Source organism: Pseudomonas neustonica, assembly GCF_003797945.1.
In the GTDB taxonomy this organism is placed as follows: Bacteria; Pseudomonadota; Gammaproteobacteria; order Pseudomonadales; family Pseudomonadaceae; genus Halopseudomonas; species Halopseudomonas neustonica.
The window spans coordinates 268,293-287,682 of record NZ_RKKU01000003.1 but is presented as its reverse complement, the minus strand read 5'-3'; the positions used below and the strand labels follow the sequence as shown (position 1 = coordinate 287,682).

Here is a 19,390-nt window from a genome sequence, read left to right as displayed (position 1 = left end):
GGCGAGAAGGTCAGTTTTTCAGGTACCATTTTGGATAGCGGCTGTTGGTGCTTGGTGAACGGTGTAAGGTCCTGAAACTATAGCACTTTCAGCCGCTTTCTTTTATCCCCTCATGAGAAATCCGGGCTAGCTATTAACTCCCGTTAGATAAAGGCCGCTGCGCCCTGTGCAGCGGCCTACTGCATAGAAAAGGAACTCGCCATGAACCGTACCGGGAACCGCCCCGCCTTCGCCCCCACCGCACTGGCCATTGCCATCAGCCTGGTTACCGCCCACCTGCAAGCAGCAGACCTGCCCACCGGCGGCAACATCGTCGGCGGCTCCGGCAGCATCAGCCAGGATGGCAACAGCCTGAACGTGCAGCAGAACAGCGACAAGCTGATCACCAACTGGGACAGCTTTGATATTGGCGCGGGTAATACCGTCAATTTCCACCAGCCGGGCAGCAACTCGGTGGCGCTGAACCGGGTGATTGGTGAAGACGCCTCGGCGATCTACGGCAACCTCAATGCCAACGGCAAGGTCTTTCTGGTCAACCCCAACGGCGTGTTGTTTGGCGAGGGGGCGGCGGTCAACGTGGGGGCGCTGGTGGCCTCGACCCTCAGCCTGTCTGACCAGAACTTTAACGACGGCAATTACCAGTTTCAGGGTGACGGCAACAACGCCGCCGTGATCAACCGCGGCAGCCTCAAGGCCGACAACGGTACCGTTGCCCTGCTCGGTGGCCAGGTCAGTAACCAGGGGATCATTCAGGCCAACCAAGGCAACGTGGCACTGGCTGCAGGCGACAAGGTGAGCCTGGATTTTGCCGGCGATGGCCTGCTCAACGTCACCGTGGATGAAAGCGCCATTGATGCACTGGTCGAGAACCACCAACTGATCCGCGCCAACGGCGGCCAGGTAGTGATGACCGCCAGCGCCACCGATGCCCTGCTGCAAACCGTTGTCAACAACACCGGCATCATCGAAGCACAAACCCTGGACAAACAGAGCGGCACCATCGTACTAAAGGGCGGCTTTAACGGCGGTACCGTCAATGTCGCCGGCACGCTGGATGCCTCTGCCCCGGACAGCGGCGACGGCGGTTTTATCGACACCTCCGGCGCCCACGTAAAGATTGCCGACGGCACCCAGGTCACCACCAAAGCCAACAACGGCACCACCGGCGAATGGCTGATCGACCCCACTGATTTTTACATTACTGACAGCAGCGACCCGCAAACCGACAGCGGCATCGGTGCCGCCACCCTTAGCGCCAATCTGGAAGACAGCAACATTACCCTGGCGACCATTGAAGCGGGAACCGACGCTGGCGATATACACGTCGATGCCGCTGTTAGCTGGAATGCGAACACCACCCTTAGCCTAAAGGCCCATAACGACATCCACATTAACCAAGGCATCACCGCCACCGGCACTAACGCTGGACTAGTGCTGAACACGGGGGCGGATAAAGACTATTCCATTGCCTCTGGCGTTTCAGTCACCCTATCGGGCAGTAACGCAGCGCTTAATATCAACGGTACCGATTATACCCTGATCCATGATATGGCGGCGTTGGACAATATTGACACCACAGGGCTTGGCGGTGCCTATGCCTTAGCCAAAAACCTGGACGCCTCGGGCACGACCTACGACCATGTTTTGGTTGGCGTGGGTGCTACAGACGCCTTCACCGGCACCTTCGCTGGATTAGGCCATACCGTCAGCGACCTAACCATTGAGAACACCGCCGCGACCACCGAATACTGGGGCCTTTTCGGGCAGAACCAAGGTACCATCCGGGATATCGGACTTGTGGGGGGGGGGATTACAGTCGAAGGAAATAGTGGCTCTGTAGTGGGCAGCCTCGTGGGTCGCAACTTCTCCGGCACCATCTCCAACGCCTATGCAACCGGAAGCGTCTCAGCGATGAACGACGACATGGCTTACGTCGGTGGACTCGTGGGAGTCAATACCTACAAAGGCACCATCTCCAAAGCCTATGCAATTGGAGACGTCTCGGCGACAAGCAAATCAGGTTACGCCAAAGCGGGCGGCCTTGTGGGAAGTAACTTTGCAGCAATCACCAACGCCTACGCAACTGGAAACGTCTCAGCGATCAGCAATAGCGGTCGGTCCTACGCGGGCGGCCTTGTGGGAACTAGCTACACCACAATACCCGGCAACTTTGCCAGCATCACCAACGCCTACGCAACCGGGGCAGCGACGGCCAACGGAAGCGAGAACAGCTACACCACCGCAGCGGGCGGCCTCGTGGCAGAGAACGGGGGGAGCATCAACAACGCTTATGCAACCGGCGTAGCAACGACCAACGGAAACAGCTATAGATCTTTAGCGGGAGGCCTCGTGGCTGACAACCGTGATGGCACAATAAACAATGCCTATGCAACCGGGGCAGCGACGGCCAGCGATGGGGAAAATAGTTCAGCGGGCGGCCTCGTGGCAGAGAACACCGGCGCCATCACCAACGTCTATGCAACCGGGACAGCGACGGCTTTAGCGAGTCTATCTTCTTTGGCGGGCGGCCTAGCGGGAGAGAATTGGGGCTCCATCTCACATGCCTATTCAACTGGAATGGCCGTGACCAACAAAAACCAAGCGGGCGGCTTTGCGGGATACAATGACGGAACCATCACCGAGTCCTATTGGGACACGGACACCTCGGGCCTTACGACAGGAAGCGCATCCGCCCCCCCAACGGGCACTACGGGCCTGGTTACAGGCCTGACCTCTAACCAGCTGATGAATGCTGCCAGTTTTTCTGCTTGGGATATCAATGCGCAGGGCGGCACCGACAGCATCTGGCGCATCTACGAAGGCTATACCGCACCTCTGCTGCGTAGCTTTCTGACCACACTGGAAGTCAATGTCGACGACAGCAGCGTTACCTACGACGGCAGTTCCCACCAAGGTAGCTGGAGCGCGACTGCCGAGTACGACGTTAACCGTATTTTTGGCCACCTCAGCGGCGGCGGGCGCAACGCGGGCAACTACGACATAGACATGAGCGGCCTGCACTCTAATCAGCAAGGCTATGACCTGATCACCAAAGACGGCACCCTGACCATCAACAAGGCTCAGGCTACCGTCACCGCCAACAGCAACACCACCACCTACGACGGCACCGAGCAGAGCGGCAGCGGTTTTACCGCCACAGGCCTGGTAAACGGCGAGACTGAAAGTGTGCTCACCGGCGTCACCACCAGCGGTGGCGGGCGCAACGCCGGCACCTATAAGCTGACCGCCAGTGGCAGCGCCGATAACTACGAGCTGACCTTCGTCGACGGCACCCTGACTATCGAGCGCAAGGCCATCACCGGCAACATCAGCGCCGACGGAAAGACCTACGACGGCAGCACCTATGCCAATACCCACGGCACGCTCGACGATGTGATCAGCGGCGATGATCTGCAGTTCAACACCACAGGTGCCTTTGCCAACAAGACCGCCGGCGATGGCAAGCAGGTTGACGTCAGCGGTTCGCTCGGTGGCGGCGATGCCGGCAACTATGTGCTGACCACCAACAGCACCACCACGGCTAATATCGATCACAAGACCATCACCGCCGACGTCCGCGCCTTGGACAAGCTGTTCGACGGCTCCCTGGCCGCGACGCTGGAAGGCGTGCTCAACGGCACCATCAGCGGCGATGAAGTCGCGCTGCAGCTCAGCGGCCTGTTCGCCAGCCTCAAGCCGGGCGAGAACCGCGTGCTGGTAGATGCAGAACTGATCGGTGCTGACGCGGGCAACTATCGGTTGATTGCCCCTAGCGAGGTCATCGCCAGACTGCAGGGCTTTGTTCAGAGCGCTGATTACCAGTCTGCCATCGACAGTCAGCCACAAGAGCAGCGAGAGCTCAGTGCACCGAGCGACACGGGTTATGCGCTGAAGATAGACACCGATGCGCTGCGGCTATCTGCTGCCAAGTGAGTAACAAAGGTGTCGACTCATATAGGAGCCGACACCTGACTATGCTCACAGGCAGACATTGGCTCAGCCAAAAGAGCGTTCGCAAATCGCGGTAAACGTTAACGCGTTCAGTTGAACGCGTAGGAGAAGTAATCCTTACTGATCAGCACGTCCGCACGATGGACCTGCGCGGGATAGGCGAGGATGGCGTTCATTCTTTCAATATCGCGAAAAATGACCCCACCACCGCCCTCCACATGCGCCTGCCGCCCCGCCAGGTCAGGAAAGGCCTCGAAAATGGCGAAGCTGGAGGGGCCAAACCGCACGGCAAACCAGGGACCGGTAGCAGGCTCTTGCTCTACGCAGGCATTGATATCACGTAGCATCTGCAGCACCGCCTCTTCCTTGCCCGGCAACGCCTCTATTTGGATGTAGAATGCCTTTCTGCCCTCTGCTCCCTGCTCTCCTAGAACCTCCACTCCGCGATGATAGCCAGCAGAATCCTGCGTGGCCGGCCGGGTAACTGAATCGGATTGCTTTGCTGTCGGCTTATCTGTCATGACTTGCTCCTAAGGCAATTGGTAAAGATCACAGGGGTTGATCAACCCGCCAAGAAGACTCCACTCTAATAAAGCGGCAGCACAGCGTGGTGTCGAAACCTCGCAACTTTTTGCCTGATTGTCCATGCTAGCTTTACCCGATCACCGCCACACAGCAGAATACCTCATGGCAAACTCACTCCTGCAAACCGCCCATCAATACACTCAGACGCATAGCGATCGCGAGGGTATTGCGCGCACAACCGTGCCTGGTCTGGTACTGATCCGCAGCACGCGCCCGACTGAGCTGGAACACGCGATAGTGCGCCCGCTGTTATGTCTGGTATTACAGGGTTGCAAGCAAGTGAGTATGGGTAATAGCGATTGCAGCTTCGGTGCTGACGAGACCATGCTGGTTACCAGCAACCAGCCCACTGTCAGCCGCATTATCAGCGCCAGCCCGAGCAAGCCCTATCTGTCGATTGCGCTCGATCTGGACCCCAGTATCATTGCCGAGTTGAACCTGGCTAGCACCCAAACGCCAGGCAGCTCCGCGCTCCAGCATGACGCCTCGCTAGAGCTGAGGGAGGCCGTGCGCCGTTTGCTGCAGTTGCTGGAGCAGCCGCACTCACTTGCGGTATTGCAATCAGCTTTGCTGAGAGAGATACATCACTGGTTGCTGCTGGGCCCCCAAGGCGCTGCCGTGCGCAACCTAGGTATGCCGGATAGCCAGGTGCAGCGTATTGCTCGGGCAGTAGCGCTGCTACGAGAAAACTACAAACAACGGCTGACTGTAGAACGCCTTGCCGCCGCAGCGGGTATGGGCCGCTCGGCCTTTCACCAGCATTTTCGCGCCGTTACCTCGCTATCTCCGTTGCAGTTTCAGAAGCAGCTGCGATTGATTGAGGCGCGCAGACTGCTGCTCAATACCGGCCAGTCCATTAGCACGGTCGCGTTCAAGGTGGGCTACGAGAGCATCTCGCAATTCACTCGAGAGTACCGCCGCATGTTCAACCTGCCACCCCGACAAGATCGACAAGCGGCGCACATACGCGCTGAGTGACGTCAGCCAGTCTGCGCTGATAGGCGGCAACTTAGCTTGGGCTGGGACATCTAACAGAAGAAGATCGCAGAACAGAACGAAAAACGCCTGCTGCAAGCAGAAAGCTTGCAACAGGCGCTGAGAGCGCAGCGACCCTAGGGCCGCTTGGCGCTTACTCCCACTCGATGGTGGCGGGCGGCTTACTGGAGATATCGTAAGTAACTCGCGATACACCGCTGATCTCATTGATGATGCGATTGGATACCAGCTCCAGGAAATCGTAGGGCAGATGCGCCCAGCGGGCGGTCATGAAGTCGATGGTTTCCACCGCGCGCAGGGCAATAACCCATTCGTAGCGACGGCCATCACCCACCACGCCAACCGATTTGACCGGCAGGAAGACCGCAAAGGCCTGGCTGGTCTTCTGGTACAGATCGGCGCGATGTAGCTCTTCAATGAAGATATAATCGGCACGACGTAGAATCTCTGCGTACTCCTTGCGCACTTCCGCCAGAATCCGCACGCCCAGGCCTGGACCGGGGAAAGGATGACGGTAGACCATATCGTAAGGCAGACCCAGCTCCAGACCGATCTTGCGCACTTCATCCTTGAACAACTCACGCAGTGGTTCAACCAACTCGAACTGCATATCGTCCGGCAGGCCGCCGACGTTATGGTGCGACTTGATTACGTGCGCCTTACCGGTCTTGGCCCCGGCTGACTCGATCACGTCAGGATAGATGGTGCCTTGCGCCAGAAACTTGATGCCCTGAAGCTTGGTCGCTTCTTCATCGAAGACTTCGATAAAGGTGCGGCCAATGATCTTGCGCTTTTCTTCCGGGTCGGTGACACCCAACAGGCGCGACAGGAACTTGTCTTCCGCATCGGCGCGAATCACCTTGACGCCCATGTTTTCGGCAAACATGGCCATCACCTGCTCACCTTCGTGCAGACGCAGCAAGCCGTTATCGACAAAAACGCAGGTCAGTTGGTCGCCAATCGCGCGGTGCAGCAGCGCCGCGACTACAGACGAATCGACGCCACCGGACAATCCCAACAAGACCTTGGCATCGCCCACCTGCTCGCGCACGGTAGCGATGGCATCATCAACGATGTTGGACGGAGTCCAGAGTGCCTCACAGCCGCACAGCTCAAGAATAAAGCGCGACAGAATGCGCAGCCCCTGTTTGGTGTGAGTCACCTCAGGGTGAAACTGAACGCCGTAGAAATGACGGCTTTCGTCGCCCATGGCAGCAATCGGGCAGCTGGGTGTGCTAGCCAGAATATGGAAGCCTTCCGGCAGGCTGATCACTTTGTCGCCGTGGCTCATCCACACATCAAGCGCATAAGTGCCGGTATCGCTGACGGCATCTTCGATGCCTTCTAGAAACGCACCCTGCGCGACCAGATCGACACGGGCGTAGCCAAATTCGTGCTTGTCGGAGCCCTGTACCTTGCCGCCCAACTGCTCGGCCATGGTTTGCATGCCGTAGCAAATACCCAACACCGGCAGCCCAAGCTCAAACACCACTTGCGGTGCGCGTGGCGAGCCTGGCTGCGGCACAGACTCAGGCCCACCCGCCAGAATAATACCCTTGGGGGCAAACTCGCGAATCTCGGCCTCGGTCATATCCCAGGCGCGAATCTCACAGTAGACACCGATTTCACGCACGCGGCGTGCGATCAGCTGAGTGTACTGGGAGCCGAAATCAAGAATCAGAATGCGGTGAGCGTGAATATCGTGGGAAGCCATATCTGTCTCTAGCCTGAGCTGAAAGGGAAATCAAAACTACAGACCCTGCATGATGCAGGGTCTGTCGCGTCGCATACCTACGGATTAGCCAATCCGGTAGTTCGGTGCTTCCTTGGTGATCTGCACGTCATGTACGTGTGACTCACTCATGCCTGCACCGGTAATACGTACAAACTCCGGTTTGGTGCGCATCTCTTCAATATCACCGGCCCCGGTGTAGCCCATGGACGCCCGCAGGCCACCCATCAGCTGGTGGATGATCGCTGATAGCGAGCCTTTGTAAGGCACGCGACCTTCAATACCCTCGGGTACGAGTTTCTCGGCACCGGCACTGGAATCCTGGAAGTAACGGTCAGAAGAGCCCTGGCTCTGCGACATGGCACCCATCGAGCCCATGCCACGGTATGCCTTGTAAGACCGCCCCTGGAACAGCTCAACTTCACCTGGCGCCTCTTCGGTACCGGCGAACATGGAGCCCATCATCACCACCGAAGCACCCGCGGCAATCGCCTTGGACAGATCACCAGAGAAGCGGATACCACCGTCAGCAATCAGCGGTACGTCAGTACCTTTAAGCGCAGCAGCGACATCGGCAATGGCCGAAATCTGCGGCACGCCAACCCCGGCGACGATGCGGGTAGTACAGATAGAGCCAGGGCCAATACCCACCTTGACTGCATCGGCACCCGCCTCAACCAGCGCGATGGCAGCAGCGGCCGTAGCAATATTACCGCCCACTACCTGAATGTCAGGGAAGGTCTGCTTGACCCAGGTCACGCGATCCAACACGCCCTTGGAATGGCCATGCGCCGTATCCACGATGATCACATCCACACCCGCAGCGGCCAGGGCTTCAACGCGAGCCGGCGTCTCCGGACCAGTGCCTACCGCAGCACCCACCAACAGGCGACCCTGGTCGTCCTTGGCGGCATGGGGGTAAGCTTTGGCCTTCTCGATATCCTTGACGGTCATCATGCCCTTGAGGTGGAAAGCGTCGTCGACGATCAGCACCTTTTCGATGCGATGGCGATGCAACAGCTCACGTACTTCAGCGGCGGCGACCCCTTCCTTAACAGTAACCAGCTTGTCTTTGGGGGTCATAACATCACTGACTAACGCATTCATGCGCGTTTCAAACCGGATGTCACGGGCAGTGACGATACCAACGAGGTCACGGCCAGCGACGACGGGGACACCGGAAATGTTGTTCTGACGCGTCAGCTCAACCAGATCACCCACGGTGGCATCCGCTTCAATGGTGATGGGGTCCTTGACCACGCCGGATTCAAACTTCTTGACCTTGCGCACCTCAAGAGCCTGCTGCTCAATGGTCATGTTTTTGTGAATAATGCCCATGCCACCCTCTTGCGCCATGGTGATGGCCAGGCGGGCTTCGGTGACAGTGTCCATAGCAGCGGACAACAAAGGGATATTCAATTCAATACGCCGGGTAAGCCGGGTTTTGAGGCTGACGTCTTTCGGCAGCACCTCAGAATATCCGGGCACCAGCAGAACATCGTCAAAGGTAAGGGCTTCTTGGCTAATACGCAGCATAGCAGGGCTCCCGAGCGGGAAAATGGAAGCGCGCCATTATACCTATCCACTGCCCTACACTCAATTACAATGATGCTTCAATGCGAATTTACTTGGCGCGTACCCGAGCAGCAGCGAATGCACTAGAATGCTCGCATGAATGATGATGCCCTGTTTAAACAGCTTGGTGCCGAGCGCGACGTGCTCAGCGTCAGCCAACTCAACGCCCGCGCCCGACAATTGCTGGAAGATGTTTTCCCGCGTATTTGGGTAGAAGGCGAACTCTCGAATCTGGCGCGCCCCTCCTCTGGGCACCTTTATTTCAGCCTGAAGGACGATCGCGCCCAGATTCGCTGCGCCCTGTTTCGCCAGCATGCCTCCCGCCTGAAGGTCGCCATGAAGGATGGCCTGCAGGTGCGCGCACGCGGTCGGGTCAGCCTGTATGAGGGGCGCGGCGACTATCAACTGATTGTCGACAGTATAGAACCGGCCGGTGACGGCGCACTGCGTAAGGCGTTTGAGGCACTGAAGGCCAAGCTGCAGGCCGAAGGGCTGTTCGAGCAAAGCCTCAAGCGTCCGCTGCCAGCCCACCCACAGCGGATCGGCGTCATCACCTCAGCCAGTGGCGCGGCGGTGCGCGACATTATTAGCGTGTTTCAACGCCGCGCGCCCTTCATTGAGCTGGTTATCGTGCCCTCTGCCGTTCAGGGCCGTGAAGCCGCACCGCAATTGGTGCGCGCACTGCAGCAGGCTGACCGCGCCGGCTTTGATGCCTTGATCGTCAGCCGTGGCGGCGGCTCGCTGGAAGACCTCTGGCCGTTCAATGAGGAAATGGTTGCTCGCGCCATAGCCGATTGCCAGACACCCACCATCAGCGCCGTGGGCCACGAAACCGACATTTCCATTAGTGACTTTGTCGCCGATGTACGCGCGCCCACGCCCTCGGCCGCCGCCGAGCTGCTTAGCCCGGATACGCAGGCGTTGCTGCGCCAGGTCGAGCAGCTTGAGCGTCGTCTGCTGCAGCGCCTGCGCGAGCGCCTTGGTCGCGCGCGACTGCAACTGGATAATCTGCGCCAACGCCTTCGCCATCCTGGCGAGCGCCTGGCTCAGCAGGCACAACGGCTGGATGAGCTGGAGCTGCGCCTGCGCCGGGCACTGACCCAACAATTAACCCAACAGCAACAGCAACTGACGCACCTGCGCACACGCCTGCAGACCCAGCATCCCGGCCGTCACCTGAGCCAACTGCGCGACCAGCTAGAACAGCTTGAGGCTCGCCTGCCGCGCGCGATGCACAATCAACTCAAGCAGCAACGACAGCAGCTGGAGCAACTAGCGCAAACGCTACATCTGGTGAGCCCGCTGGCCACCCTGGGGCGCGGCTATAGCATTCTGCTGGACGACAACGGCACCGCGGTACGCAGCGCCAGCGCCGCCAGCGCCGGTCAGCGACTGAAAGCGCGTCTGCACGACGGTGAACTCAGCGTGCGGGTCGAGGCCGAAACGCCCTACACTCTTTCTTTATTGGACTAATTCATGCTTCGCAACCTAATCGCCGCCGCGCTGCTCGGCCTATTCAGCCTCTCCGCCCAGGCCGATGGCTTTATTACTCGCTTGCTCAATCACCCGGTGCCCGGTGGCGTGGCGGTTATCGCGCTGCCCGAGCAGGCAACCGCGCCACGCGCTGAATACCAGGGCAAGCCGGTACTCGTCATCCGCGAAGAACAAGAGCGCTGGATTGCCATTGTCGGCATTGATCTGAAAACAGCACCCGGCGAGCAGCAGCTGCAACTCGATAGCGGGCAGCAGATCAGCTTTGATGTGGGTAGCAAACGCTACGAAGAACAACACATCACCCTGCGCAACAAGAGTCAGGTAAACCCGGCACCCGCGCAACTGGCGCGTATTCAGCGCGAATTGGACGCCCAGCTGAACGCCTATGCCCAGTTCAGCCCACGCCAGCCGAGCAATCTACTGCTTGACCGCCCGGTACCCGGTTCGCTATCGAGCGCGTTCGGCTTGCGCCGTTTTTTTAATGGTGAAGAACGTAACCCGCATTCAGGCCTCGATTTTGCCGCGGCTACCGGCACCCCCATCAAATCGCCCGCCGCAGGCAAGGTCATTCTGACTGGCAACTATTTCTTCAACGGTAATACCGTCTTTGTCGACCATGGCCAAGGGCTGATCAGCATGTTCTGTCACCTCTCCCGCATCGACGTCGCCGTCGGCGACGAGGTGCCGCGTGGCGGCGTGCTCGGCAAGGTCGGCTCCACCGGCCGCGCCACCGGACCCCATCTGCACTGGAACGTGAGCCTCAATGGTAACCGGGTAGACCCGGCTATTTTCATCGGTGCTTTCAAACCCTGAAAAGTGACTGTCGCATTTTGCGCAAAACTGACGCACAAAATCGCCACAGCACAGAAAAATATGCGCAAAAAACAGAAAGTACGCGTATTTCTGCCAAACTTTTATTGCCTATTGAAACATTCTCGGCCAGTCATTACCTTTTACTGCAACAAACACCTACATTAACCACCCAGCCTTCACGAGAGGCTGGTGCAGCAGGGACATACAAAAATGAGCATGCTCAACGATCCATCCAGCAAATATCGCGCCTTCAAGGCCATCGACATTCCAGACCGTCAGTGGCCGTCAAAAACCATCACCGAGGTACCCTTGTGGTGCAGCTCTGACCTGCGTGATGGCAACCAGTCGCTGATTGAGCCGATGGATCCGGTGCGTAAGCTGCGTTTTTTCCAGACCCTGGTGCAGATCGGTATGAAGCAGATCGAGGTGGCGTTTCCCTCCGCTTCACAAACCGATTTTGATTTCGTGCGCACCCTGATCGAAGACGGCCACATCCCCGATGATGTCACCATCCAGGTGCTGACACAGGCTCGTGCTGACCTTATCGAACGTACCTTTGAGTCGGTACGTGGCGCGAAAAAAGCCATCATCCACGTCTACAATGCCACCGCTCCGAGCTTCCGCCGTATTGTCTTCAAGCAAGACAAACAGGGGGTAACCGATATCGCGGTCAACGCCGCCAAGCTGATCAAGCAATTGGCCGACAAGCAACCGGAAACCCAATGGACCTTTCAGTATTCACCGGAGATTTTTACCTCTACCGAGCTGGACTTTGCCATTGAGGTTTGCGATGCCGTGCTGGATGTCTGGCAGCCGACGCCAGAGAACAAGGCCATTCTGAATCTGCCAGCGACTGTTGAGGTATCTACTCCCAATATTTACGCCGATCAGATCGAGTGGTTCTGCCGCCATATCAGTCGCCGCGATAGCGTGTTGATCAGCCTGCACACGCACAACGACCGGGGAACCGGCGTCGCCGCTACTGAACTGGGCTTGCTGGCAGGGGCCGATCGGGTCGAGGGTTGCCTGTTTGGTAACGGCGAGCGGACTGGCAACGTTGACCTGGTCAACCTGGCACTGAATCTGTACACCCAGGGCATTAACCCGGGTCTGGACTTCTCCGACATAGACGCCGTGCGCAAGGTCGTTGAAGAGTGCAATCAGCTGCCCGTTCACCCGCGCCACCCTTATGTTGGCGATCTGGTTCACACCGCGTTCTCCGGCTCGCATCAGGATGCGATTCGTAAGGGCTTTGCAGTGCAACAGAGCGAGGGCGTCTGGGAAGTTCCCTATTTGCCGATTGATCCGGCTGATATCGGCCGCAGCTACGAAGCCGTAATTCGGGTCAACAGCCAGTCAGGCAAGGGCGGTATTTCTTATCTGCTGGAGCAGGAATACGGCATCAGTCTGCCGCGCAGAATGCAGATCGAGTTCAGCCAGGTAGTACAGGGCGAGACCGACCGCCTGGGTCTGGAACTGACTGCCGCGCAGATCCACGATCTGCTGGAGCGTGAATACGTGCAGGCGACTAACCCCTACGCGCTGATTCGTCACCGCTTACAGGAAGAGAACGGCACCAGCGCCGTCGATGTGGAAGTCCTGAACAAGGGTGAGACGCTGCACTGGCGCGGCCTGGGCAAAGGCCCGCTGGAAGCGCTGGTCGCCGGCCTGCCCGTCAAGGTAGAAATCATGGATTACCATGAGCACGCGATTGGCTCTGGCAGCAACGCCAAGGCGGCGGCCTATGTCGAAATCCGCTTGGAAAACGGCCGCCCACTGCACGGTATTGGCATTGACGAGAATCTGACCACTGCCAGCTTCCGTGCGCTGTTCAGCGCGCTGAACCGGGCGCTGCGCCAAGCCGACGCCAAAGCAGCCTGATCACCTGATGAACGACTAGGGCTTGGCAGCTTGTTGCTGCCAATGCCCCCTACCCCATAAACACATCGCCTCAAGCACTGGTCGCAAGCTAGCACCGTGCTCGGTAATTCGGTACTCCACTCGCGGCGGCACCTCGGCAAAGACGGTGCGGGTTATCACCCCGTTACGCTCGAGCTCGCGCAGCTGCTGCGTCAGCATCTTCTCGGTGACATCCGGAATCAATCGCTTCAGCTCGGAAAACCGCTGTGGCGCCTGAATAATATGGTAGGTAATAACCGACTTCCACTTGCCGCCAATCACCTCCAGCGTGACCTCAATGGGCGTGCTGTAAACCTTATCACCCTGCACCAGACGCTTGCCTTCCGCCATCTTGGCTTGCTGTTCACTGATCGCCATCTACTCGCCTCCAAAACCTTAACTTACCAATAGGTAAGTAACTGCTAAAATCGTACGTACTTGTTATAAGGAATGCCACCCCCATAATGACCTGCATGAAGGTATCAAACTGATACCGCGTTCAGGAGAGCTCCATCATATGACTACCCCGCTATTACTGCAGCCAGCCCGCATTGGCAGTCTTGAAGTCCCCAACCGCACCGTAATGGCGCCGCTGACCCGCCAGCGCAGTCAGCAGCCGGGCAATGTACCCTACGCACTCAATGCCGAGTACTACCGCCAGCGTGCGGGTGCTGGCTTGATTATCAGTGAAGGCACGCAAATTACACCTGAGGGTCAGGGTTATGCCTGGACACCCGGCATTCATAGCGAGCAGCAGATTGCTGGTTGGAAGCAGGTGACTGATGCTGTGCATGGTGCCGGTGGGCGCATGTTCGCGCAGCTATGGCATGTGGGCCGTATTTCGCACACGCTGGTGCAGCCCAACGGCAAGGCACCACAGGCTCCCTCCGCCATTCATGCCAAAGCGGACGTCTATGTGCAGGAGGCCGACGGTAGCCATCACAAGGCTGCCGCGTCAATGCCAAAAGCGCTCGAGACCGACGAAATTGCGGGCATAGTGCAAGCCTATGCACAGGCAACAACCAACTCGATCAAGGCCGGTTTTGATGGTGTTGAAGTGCACTCGGCCAACGGTTACCTGCTTGACCAGTTTCTCTGCTCAGACAGCAATCAGCGTACCGATGCCTACGGCGGGAGCCTGGAAAACCGCGCTCGACTGGTGCTTGAGGTGGTAGATGCGACTATTGCGGCAATGGGCGACGCCGGCCGCGTAGGCGTGCGTTTCTCACCGATGGGCACCTTCAACGATGTGAATGACGCCAACCCGCTGGAAACCTTCAGCTACCTGCTGAACGAGTTGAACAGCCGTCAGCTGGCGTATGTACACATCAACAAACCCGACTGGGCTGGTGGCAGCTACGAGGGCTTTGAAGAGCTACTGCAAGCGCTGCGTGAAGTGTACAAGGGCGACATCATCCTCGCTGGCGGTCTGAATGCCGACAGCGCAGAGCAGGCCATTACTTCCGGGCTGGCGCAGTTCGCTGCTTTCGGCCGCCCCTTTATCGCCAACCCCGATCTGGTCGAGCGCATCAAGCAGAGTGCCCCCTGGAATCAGATCAATCCCAACACCCTCTATGGCGGTGCTGAAGTGGGCTATACCGATTATCCCACCATGGCAGGCTAATACCAGCCAGCGGTATGCAGATACAAAAAAGCCAGCATCTCTGCTGGCTTTTTTGTATGCGAAAGATCAGCGACGATCCTTGCTCTTTTTCTTGCTCTTCTTGTTGTGGCTCATCAAACGCCGCTTCTTGTTAACCTGACGCTCGGTCAACTTGTTCTTCACTTCCGAGTAGGGGTTATCACCGCCCTTGTACTCTACCCGAATCGGCGTACCGGCCAGCTTGAGCACCTTACGGTAGGTATTCTCCAGATAGCGGGTGTATGAACGCGGAATCGAATCCACCTGATTACCGTGAACAATAATGATCGGCGGATTGGAGCCACCCAAATGCGCGTAACGCAGCTTGATCCGACGACCATTGACCATGGGTGGCTGATGCTCGGTGACGGCATCTTCGAGGATCTCGGTCATGCGACGCGTCGGGATTTTAGTCATGGCGCTTTCAAACGCCTTGTCCACCGACTTGTAAAGCAGACCCACACCACTGCCATGCAGGGCTGAAATAAAGTGCAAATCGGCGAACTGGGCAAAGATCAGGCGGCGCTGAAGCTCGGTTTTAACGAACTCCTTCTCCTCATTCTCCATGCCGTCCCATTTGTTCACCGCAATAACCAAAGCACGGCCGGACTCCAGCACAAAACCCAGTAGATGCAGATCCTGCTCGACGATGCCTTCGCGCGCATCAACCACAAAGATGACTACGTTGGCATCCTTGATCGCCTGCAAGGTCTTGATCACCGAAAACTTTTCGATGGCCTCAAACACTTTACCGCGGCGCCGCACACCTGCGGTATCAATCAGCGTGTAAGGTTTCTCGTAGCGCTCGTAGGGAATATAGATACTGTCGCGGGTGGTACCAGCCTGATCAAATACCACAACCCGGTCTTCACCCAACATGCGGTTAACCAGCGTCGACTTACCTACGTTAGGCCGACCAATGATGGCGATCTTGGTACCGATCGGCTCGACCACCATCGCAGTGCCGTCTTCACCCTCACCGGCAGCCTGCAAGCCTTCATCGTTAAGCACCGCATCGAGCATCGGATTGATGTTGCGGCCATGTGCCGCGGCGATGCCGATAGGGTGGCCCAGACCCAGCTGGGAAAACTCACCGAGAATCGCATCCGGATCGGCGCCATCAATCTTGTTGGCGATCAGATAGGTATGCTTGTTGCGCTTGCGTAGATGCTCGGCAATCAGCTCGTCACCCCCGGTACGACCGGCACGCGCGTCGACCAGAAACAACACCGCATCGGCTTCTTCGATAGCCTGCAGCGACTGGCCAGCCATGATCATATCAAGGCCTTGCTCGTCGCCGGTGATACCCCCGGTATCAACCACAATATAAGGTTTGCCCTGCCATACGGCTTCGCCGTATTGGCGGTCGCGGGTCAGGCCCGATACGTCGGCAACAATGGCGTCACGACTTTTGGTCAGACGGTTGAACAACGTGGATTTGCCGACGTTCGGCCGCCCCACGAGGGCGATAACAGGAACCATGATCACTCCGCGCACGCCTGGCGTGCCAAAAAAACAAAACGGCCGCTACGCAATTGCGCGCAGCGGCCGAAGAAGTATAACGCGTTTCGGTTTACTGCAGCTTATAGGCTGCCAGATCACCGCTATTACCGAACACAAACAGGGTATCACCGAGCACAATCGGCTTGGCGCGAAGGCCGTCGCCATCGACTTTGATGCGACCAACCATGCGACCGTCAGCCTGCGCCAGCAGGTGCAGATAGCCTTCAAAGTCGCCTACCGCCACATAGCTGCTGACGACTACCGGTGCTGTCAGCTGGCGTCGGGCCAAACTGTCATTGCTCCACAGCGCAGACGAACTACCTTCGTCAAAGGCCTCAACGGTGCCGTTAGCCTCACTAACAAAAACACCGCCGTAACCAACGCCAGGAGCAACATAAGTTGATGCTGGCTGCACCCACAAAGGACGGCCAGACTGCGCATCCAGGGCTGCTACATTACCCTGAAAAGAACCCACGTAGAGCTTGTCATCGGCAAGCAGAAGCTGGCCATCGATATCAACCATGCGCTCCAGCTCGGAGCGGCCCTGTGGCTGCGCTACGCGCTGCTCCCACATGGGAATGCCGTTCTCAGCAGCAAGCGCGACGACCTTACCGCTGGCCAAGCCGACAAAGACCTGACGCAAATTAACCAAAGGAGTGCTGGTACCGCGGACTGTCAGCACCGGCAGACTGGCTTCATAGATCCAGCGCTGATCACCGCTACTGATATCCAGCGCAACCACTTTGTCGTCCTGCGTCTGAACTACCACCACGTCGCCGTTGGTTTGCGGCGCAGCCAGAACTTCACTGGTGACCGATTTGCGCCACTCTTCTGTGCCGTCGGTATCATCCAGAACGATCACCTGACCGTCGAGCGTGCCGACCATAACGCGCCCACCGCCTGCACCCACAGCACCGGACAGCGGCTCGTCGAGCTTAACCTGCCATTTGACTGAACCATCATCACGATCCAGCGCGACAACGCGGCCCTTGGCATCGGCAGCGTACAGCGTCAAACCATCCATTGCTGGCGTCAGGTTGTTGTAAAGGTCACCCTGACCGTTGCCGATGTTGCGTTTCCAGACCCGGTCCAGCTCCACTTCGGCATTAAACTTTTGCAGCTCCGCTGGCGGCAATTCCTTCTTGCTGCTGCTACCGCAGCCAGCAACAACCAGCGCACTCAGCGCAACAACAAGATAACGAGACTTCAGGTTCACTAGGCTTCCTCCGCCAGATCATCCAGCTTCAATTGCAGCTGAGGGCGCGCTGACGCATCCTCCAACGCTTCCTTCGCAGCCTTGTAGGCTTCACGCGCCTCATCACCACGACCCAGCGTTAACAGCAGGTCACCACGTATCTCTTCACGAGTTGCGCGCAACTCAGCACCTTCAACCGGAGTGGAAAACAGCTCCAGCGCTTCTTCGGCGCGTTGCTCTTCACCCAGCACACGGGCCAGGCGCTGACGAGCCACTTCCTGCAAGGTCGCGTTTTTGCTGCCATCCATCACTTCGCGCAAACTTTGCTCGGCGACCGCAAAGTCTTTCGCTTCAACCGCCAGGCGCGCCTGCATCAGCGCGGCATAATCAGCGTATCGGGTACTGGCGTATTCCTCGCGTACTTGCGCCGCCAACTCGGCCGCACGCGCACGTGATGCCTCGGAGTCACTGGCCAATACGGATTCGAGCATCGATTGATAGAGCGTGGAGGCGTTACGCGCTTGGGTATCCTGATAGTTGTTCCAGGCCTGCCAGCCAAAAACGCCGGCCAGCGCGATAGCAACACCGGTCAGCAGAGGCATACCATGCCGACGCCACATATCCTTGATTTTCTCTACCTGTTCTTCTTCTGTCTCGTAAGCCACCCTTCACTCCTTAGCCTTCAACAAGCGATTCGATTGTCGCTCAAATAATCTGTGCAAGCCGAGCCGGCAGATCCTGCCAGCTCAGATTTTCCTGTTCTTCTTCAGTGCGCAGTGGCTTGAGACCTATCTGCTGTTGCTCTACTTCGCTCTCGCCCAGCACCAGCGCATAGAGTGCCGCCGACTTATCTGCCTTCTTGAACTGACTCTTGAAGCTACCGCCACCGGCGTGCACTACCAACCGCAGGTTCGGCAGCGCGTCACGTAACTCTTCTGCCAGGCGCAAACCGGCCATTACGGCCGCATCACCCAGAGTGACGAGATAGACATCAACCTGGCGAGCCAGTTCGGCGGGCACTTTATCAAGGGTTTCGATCAACAGCAGAAGCCGTTCAACGCCCATGGCGAACCCTACCGCCGGAGCGGATTTACCGCCCAACTGCTCGACCAGACCATCGTAGCGTCCACCGGCACAAACGGTACCCTGCGCTCCCAACTTGTCGGTCACCCATTCGAACACCGTGAGACCGTAATAGTCCAGCCCACGCACCAGCCTTGGGTTGATTTCATAAGGGACGCCAACCGCATCAAGCAGACTACGCAGCTCGGCAAAGTGTGCCTTTGCCTCTTCGTTCAGATAATCCGCCAACTTGGGGGCATCAACCAACAGCGCTTGGGTCTCAGGATTTTTACTATCCAGAATCCGCAGTGGATTAGTACTCAGACGACGCTGACTATCTTCATCCAGCTGATCAAAACGCTCATTCAGATAAGCTACCAGATCATCGCGATAGCGTGCCCGATCGGCCGACGTACCCAGGCTGTTCAGTTCAAGTTTGACTGCATCGCTGATCCCCAGGCGCTGCCATAAGCGCCAGGACAGCGCGATCAGCTCGGCGTCAATATCCGGCCCCCTGAGATTGAAGGTTTCCACGCCAACCTGATGAAACTGACGATAGCGTCCTTTCTGTGGCCGTTCATGGCGAAACATCGGCCCGGTGTACCAGACCTTCTGCCCTACGCCGCTCCCCAGCAGACCGTGCTGTACCATGGCACGCACACAACCCGCGGTACCCTCTGGGCGCAGCGTCAGAGAGTCGCCATTGCGGTCATCAAAGGTGTACATCTCCTTCTCGACAATGTCGGTCACTTCGCCGATGGTGCGTTTGAATAGCTCGGTAGGCTCAACAATCGGCAAACGAATTTGCTGATAACCATAGCTGGTCAGCAAATCTGCCACGGTGCGTTCGAGGTACTGCCAAAGGGCGCTATCGGCGGGCAAAATGTCATTCATGCCGCGCACGGCTTGCAGGGTTTTCAAAGCGTATTTCCTTTCATTGCCG

14 protein-coding genes are annotated in these 19,390 nt (G+C 57.8%); 6 read left to right on the top strand and 8 right to left on the bottom strand.

Annotated features, from left to right (window positions below; genetic code table 11):
• The first annotated feature begins 201 nt into the window (after positions 1-201).
• Positions 202-3,933, top strand: a complete 3,732-nt coding sequence (locus tag EF096_RS04985) for a two-partner secretion domain-containing protein (RefSeq protein ID WP_123888502.1) — start codon at positions 202-204, stop codon at positions 3,931-3,933.
• A gap of 107 nt (positions 3,934-4,040) precedes the next feature.
• Here EF096_RS04985 and EF096_RS04980 read toward each other — a convergent pair whose 3' ends face one another.
• Positions 4,041-4,472 carry a putative quinol monooxygenase gene (locus EF096_RS04980; protein ID WP_218565700.1) on the bottom strand — a complete coding sequence of 144 codons (432 nt, stop codon included), beginning with the start codon at positions 4,470-4,472 and terminating at the stop codon, positions 4,041-4,043.
• Between the two features lie 166 nt (positions 4,473-4,638).
• On the opposite strand from EF096_RS04980, the gene EF096_RS04975 reads away from it, so the two are divergent.
• On the top strand, positions 4,639-5,514 hold the full coding sequence (locus EF096_RS04975; RefSeq protein WP_123888501.1) for an AraC family transcriptional regulator: 876 nt from the start codon (positions 4,639-4,641) through the stop codon (positions 5,512-5,514).
• Between the two features lie 151 nt (positions 5,515-5,665).
• Here EF096_RS04975 and guaA read toward each other — a convergent pair whose 3' ends face one another.
• Positions 5,666-7,246 carry a glutamine-hydrolyzing GMP synthase gene (gene guaA, locus EF096_RS04970; protein WP_123888500.1) on the bottom strand — a complete coding sequence of 527 codons (1,581 nt, stop codon included), beginning with the start codon at positions 7,244-7,246 and terminating at the stop codon, positions 5,666-5,668.
• An 84-nt stretch (positions 7,247-7,330) separates the two neighbouring features.
• Positions 7,331-8,800 carry an IMP dehydrogenase gene (guaB, locus tag EF096_RS04965; RefSeq protein WP_123888499.1) on the bottom strand — a complete coding sequence of 490 codons (1,470 nt, stop codon included), beginning with the start codon at positions 8,798-8,800 and terminating at the stop codon, positions 7,331-7,333.
• A gap of 135 nt (positions 8,801-8,935) precedes the next feature.
• Between guaB and xseA the strand changes: the two genes are divergently transcribed.
• From xseA to leuA, 3 genes are all read left to right on the top strand, one after another.
• Positions 8,936-10,312, top strand: coding sequence for an exodeoxyribonuclease VII large subunit (xseA, locus tag EF096_RS04960; RefSeq protein ID WP_123888498.1), 1,377 nt, complete (start codon positions 8,936-8,938; stop codon positions 10,310-10,312).
• A gap of 3 nt (positions 10,313-10,315) precedes the next feature.
• Positions 10,316-11,146: a M23 family metallopeptidase gene (locus tag EF096_RS04955; protein ID WP_123888497.1), complete on the top strand. Its 831-nt coding sequence runs from the start codon at positions 10,316-10,318 to the stop codon at positions 11,144-11,146.
• A gap of 210 nt (positions 11,147-11,356) precedes the next feature.
• A complete protein-coding gene (gene leuA / locus EF096_RS04950) occupies positions 11,357-13,027 on the top strand; it encodes a 2-isopropylmalate synthase (RefSeq protein WP_123888496.1) in 1,671 nt (556 codons plus the stop codon).
• Between the two features lie 15 nt (positions 13,028-13,042).
• On the opposite strand, the gene EF096_RS04945 is transcribed toward leuA, so the two are convergent.
• Positions 13,043-13,423 carry a winged helix-turn-helix transcriptional regulator gene (locus tag EF096_RS04945; protein ID WP_256671226.1) on the bottom strand — a complete coding sequence of 127 codons (381 nt, stop codon included), beginning with the start codon at positions 13,421-13,423 and terminating at the stop codon, positions 13,043-13,045.
• A gap of 139 nt (positions 13,424-13,562) precedes the next feature.
• On the opposite strand from EF096_RS04945, the gene EF096_RS04940 reads away from it, so the two are divergent.
• Positions 13,563-14,669 (top strand): alkene reductase, encoded by a 1,107-nt coding sequence (locus tag EF096_RS04940; protein WP_123888495.1) that lies wholly within the window; start codon positions 13,563-13,565, stop codon positions 14,667-14,669.
• A 66-nt stretch (positions 14,670-14,735) separates the two neighbouring features.
• On the opposite strand, the gene der is transcribed toward EF096_RS04940, so the two are convergent.
• The 4 genes from der to hisS all read right to left on the bottom strand — a co-directional run bounded on the left by der (position 14,736) and on the right by hisS (position 19,368).
• A complete protein-coding gene (der, locus tag EF096_RS04935; protein ID WP_123888494.1) occupies positions 14,736-16,169 on the bottom strand; it encodes a ribosome biogenesis GTPase Der in 1,434 nt (477 codons plus the stop codon).
• Between the two features lie 91 nt (positions 16,170-16,260).
• A complete protein-coding gene (gene bamB / locus EF096_RS04930; RefSeq protein WP_123888493.1) occupies positions 16,261-17,406 on the bottom strand; it encodes an outer membrane protein assembly factor BamB in 1,146 nt (381 codons plus the stop codon).
• Complete coding sequence (locus tag EF096_RS04925) at positions 17,406-18,050, bottom strand: YfgM family protein (protein WP_123888492.1); 645 nt, start codon at positions 18,048-18,050, stop codon at positions 17,406-17,408. The genes bamB and EF096_RS04925 overlap by 1 nt, the downstream gene beginning before the upstream one ends.
• A gap of 40 nt (positions 18,051-18,090) precedes the next feature.
• Positions 18,091-19,368 (bottom strand): histidine--tRNA ligase, encoded by a 1,278-nt coding sequence (gene hisS / locus EF096_RS04920; RefSeq protein ID WP_256671227.1) that lies wholly within the window; start codon positions 19,366-19,368, stop codon positions 18,091-18,093.
• Between the last annotated feature and the right edge of the window lie 22 nt (positions 19,369-19,390).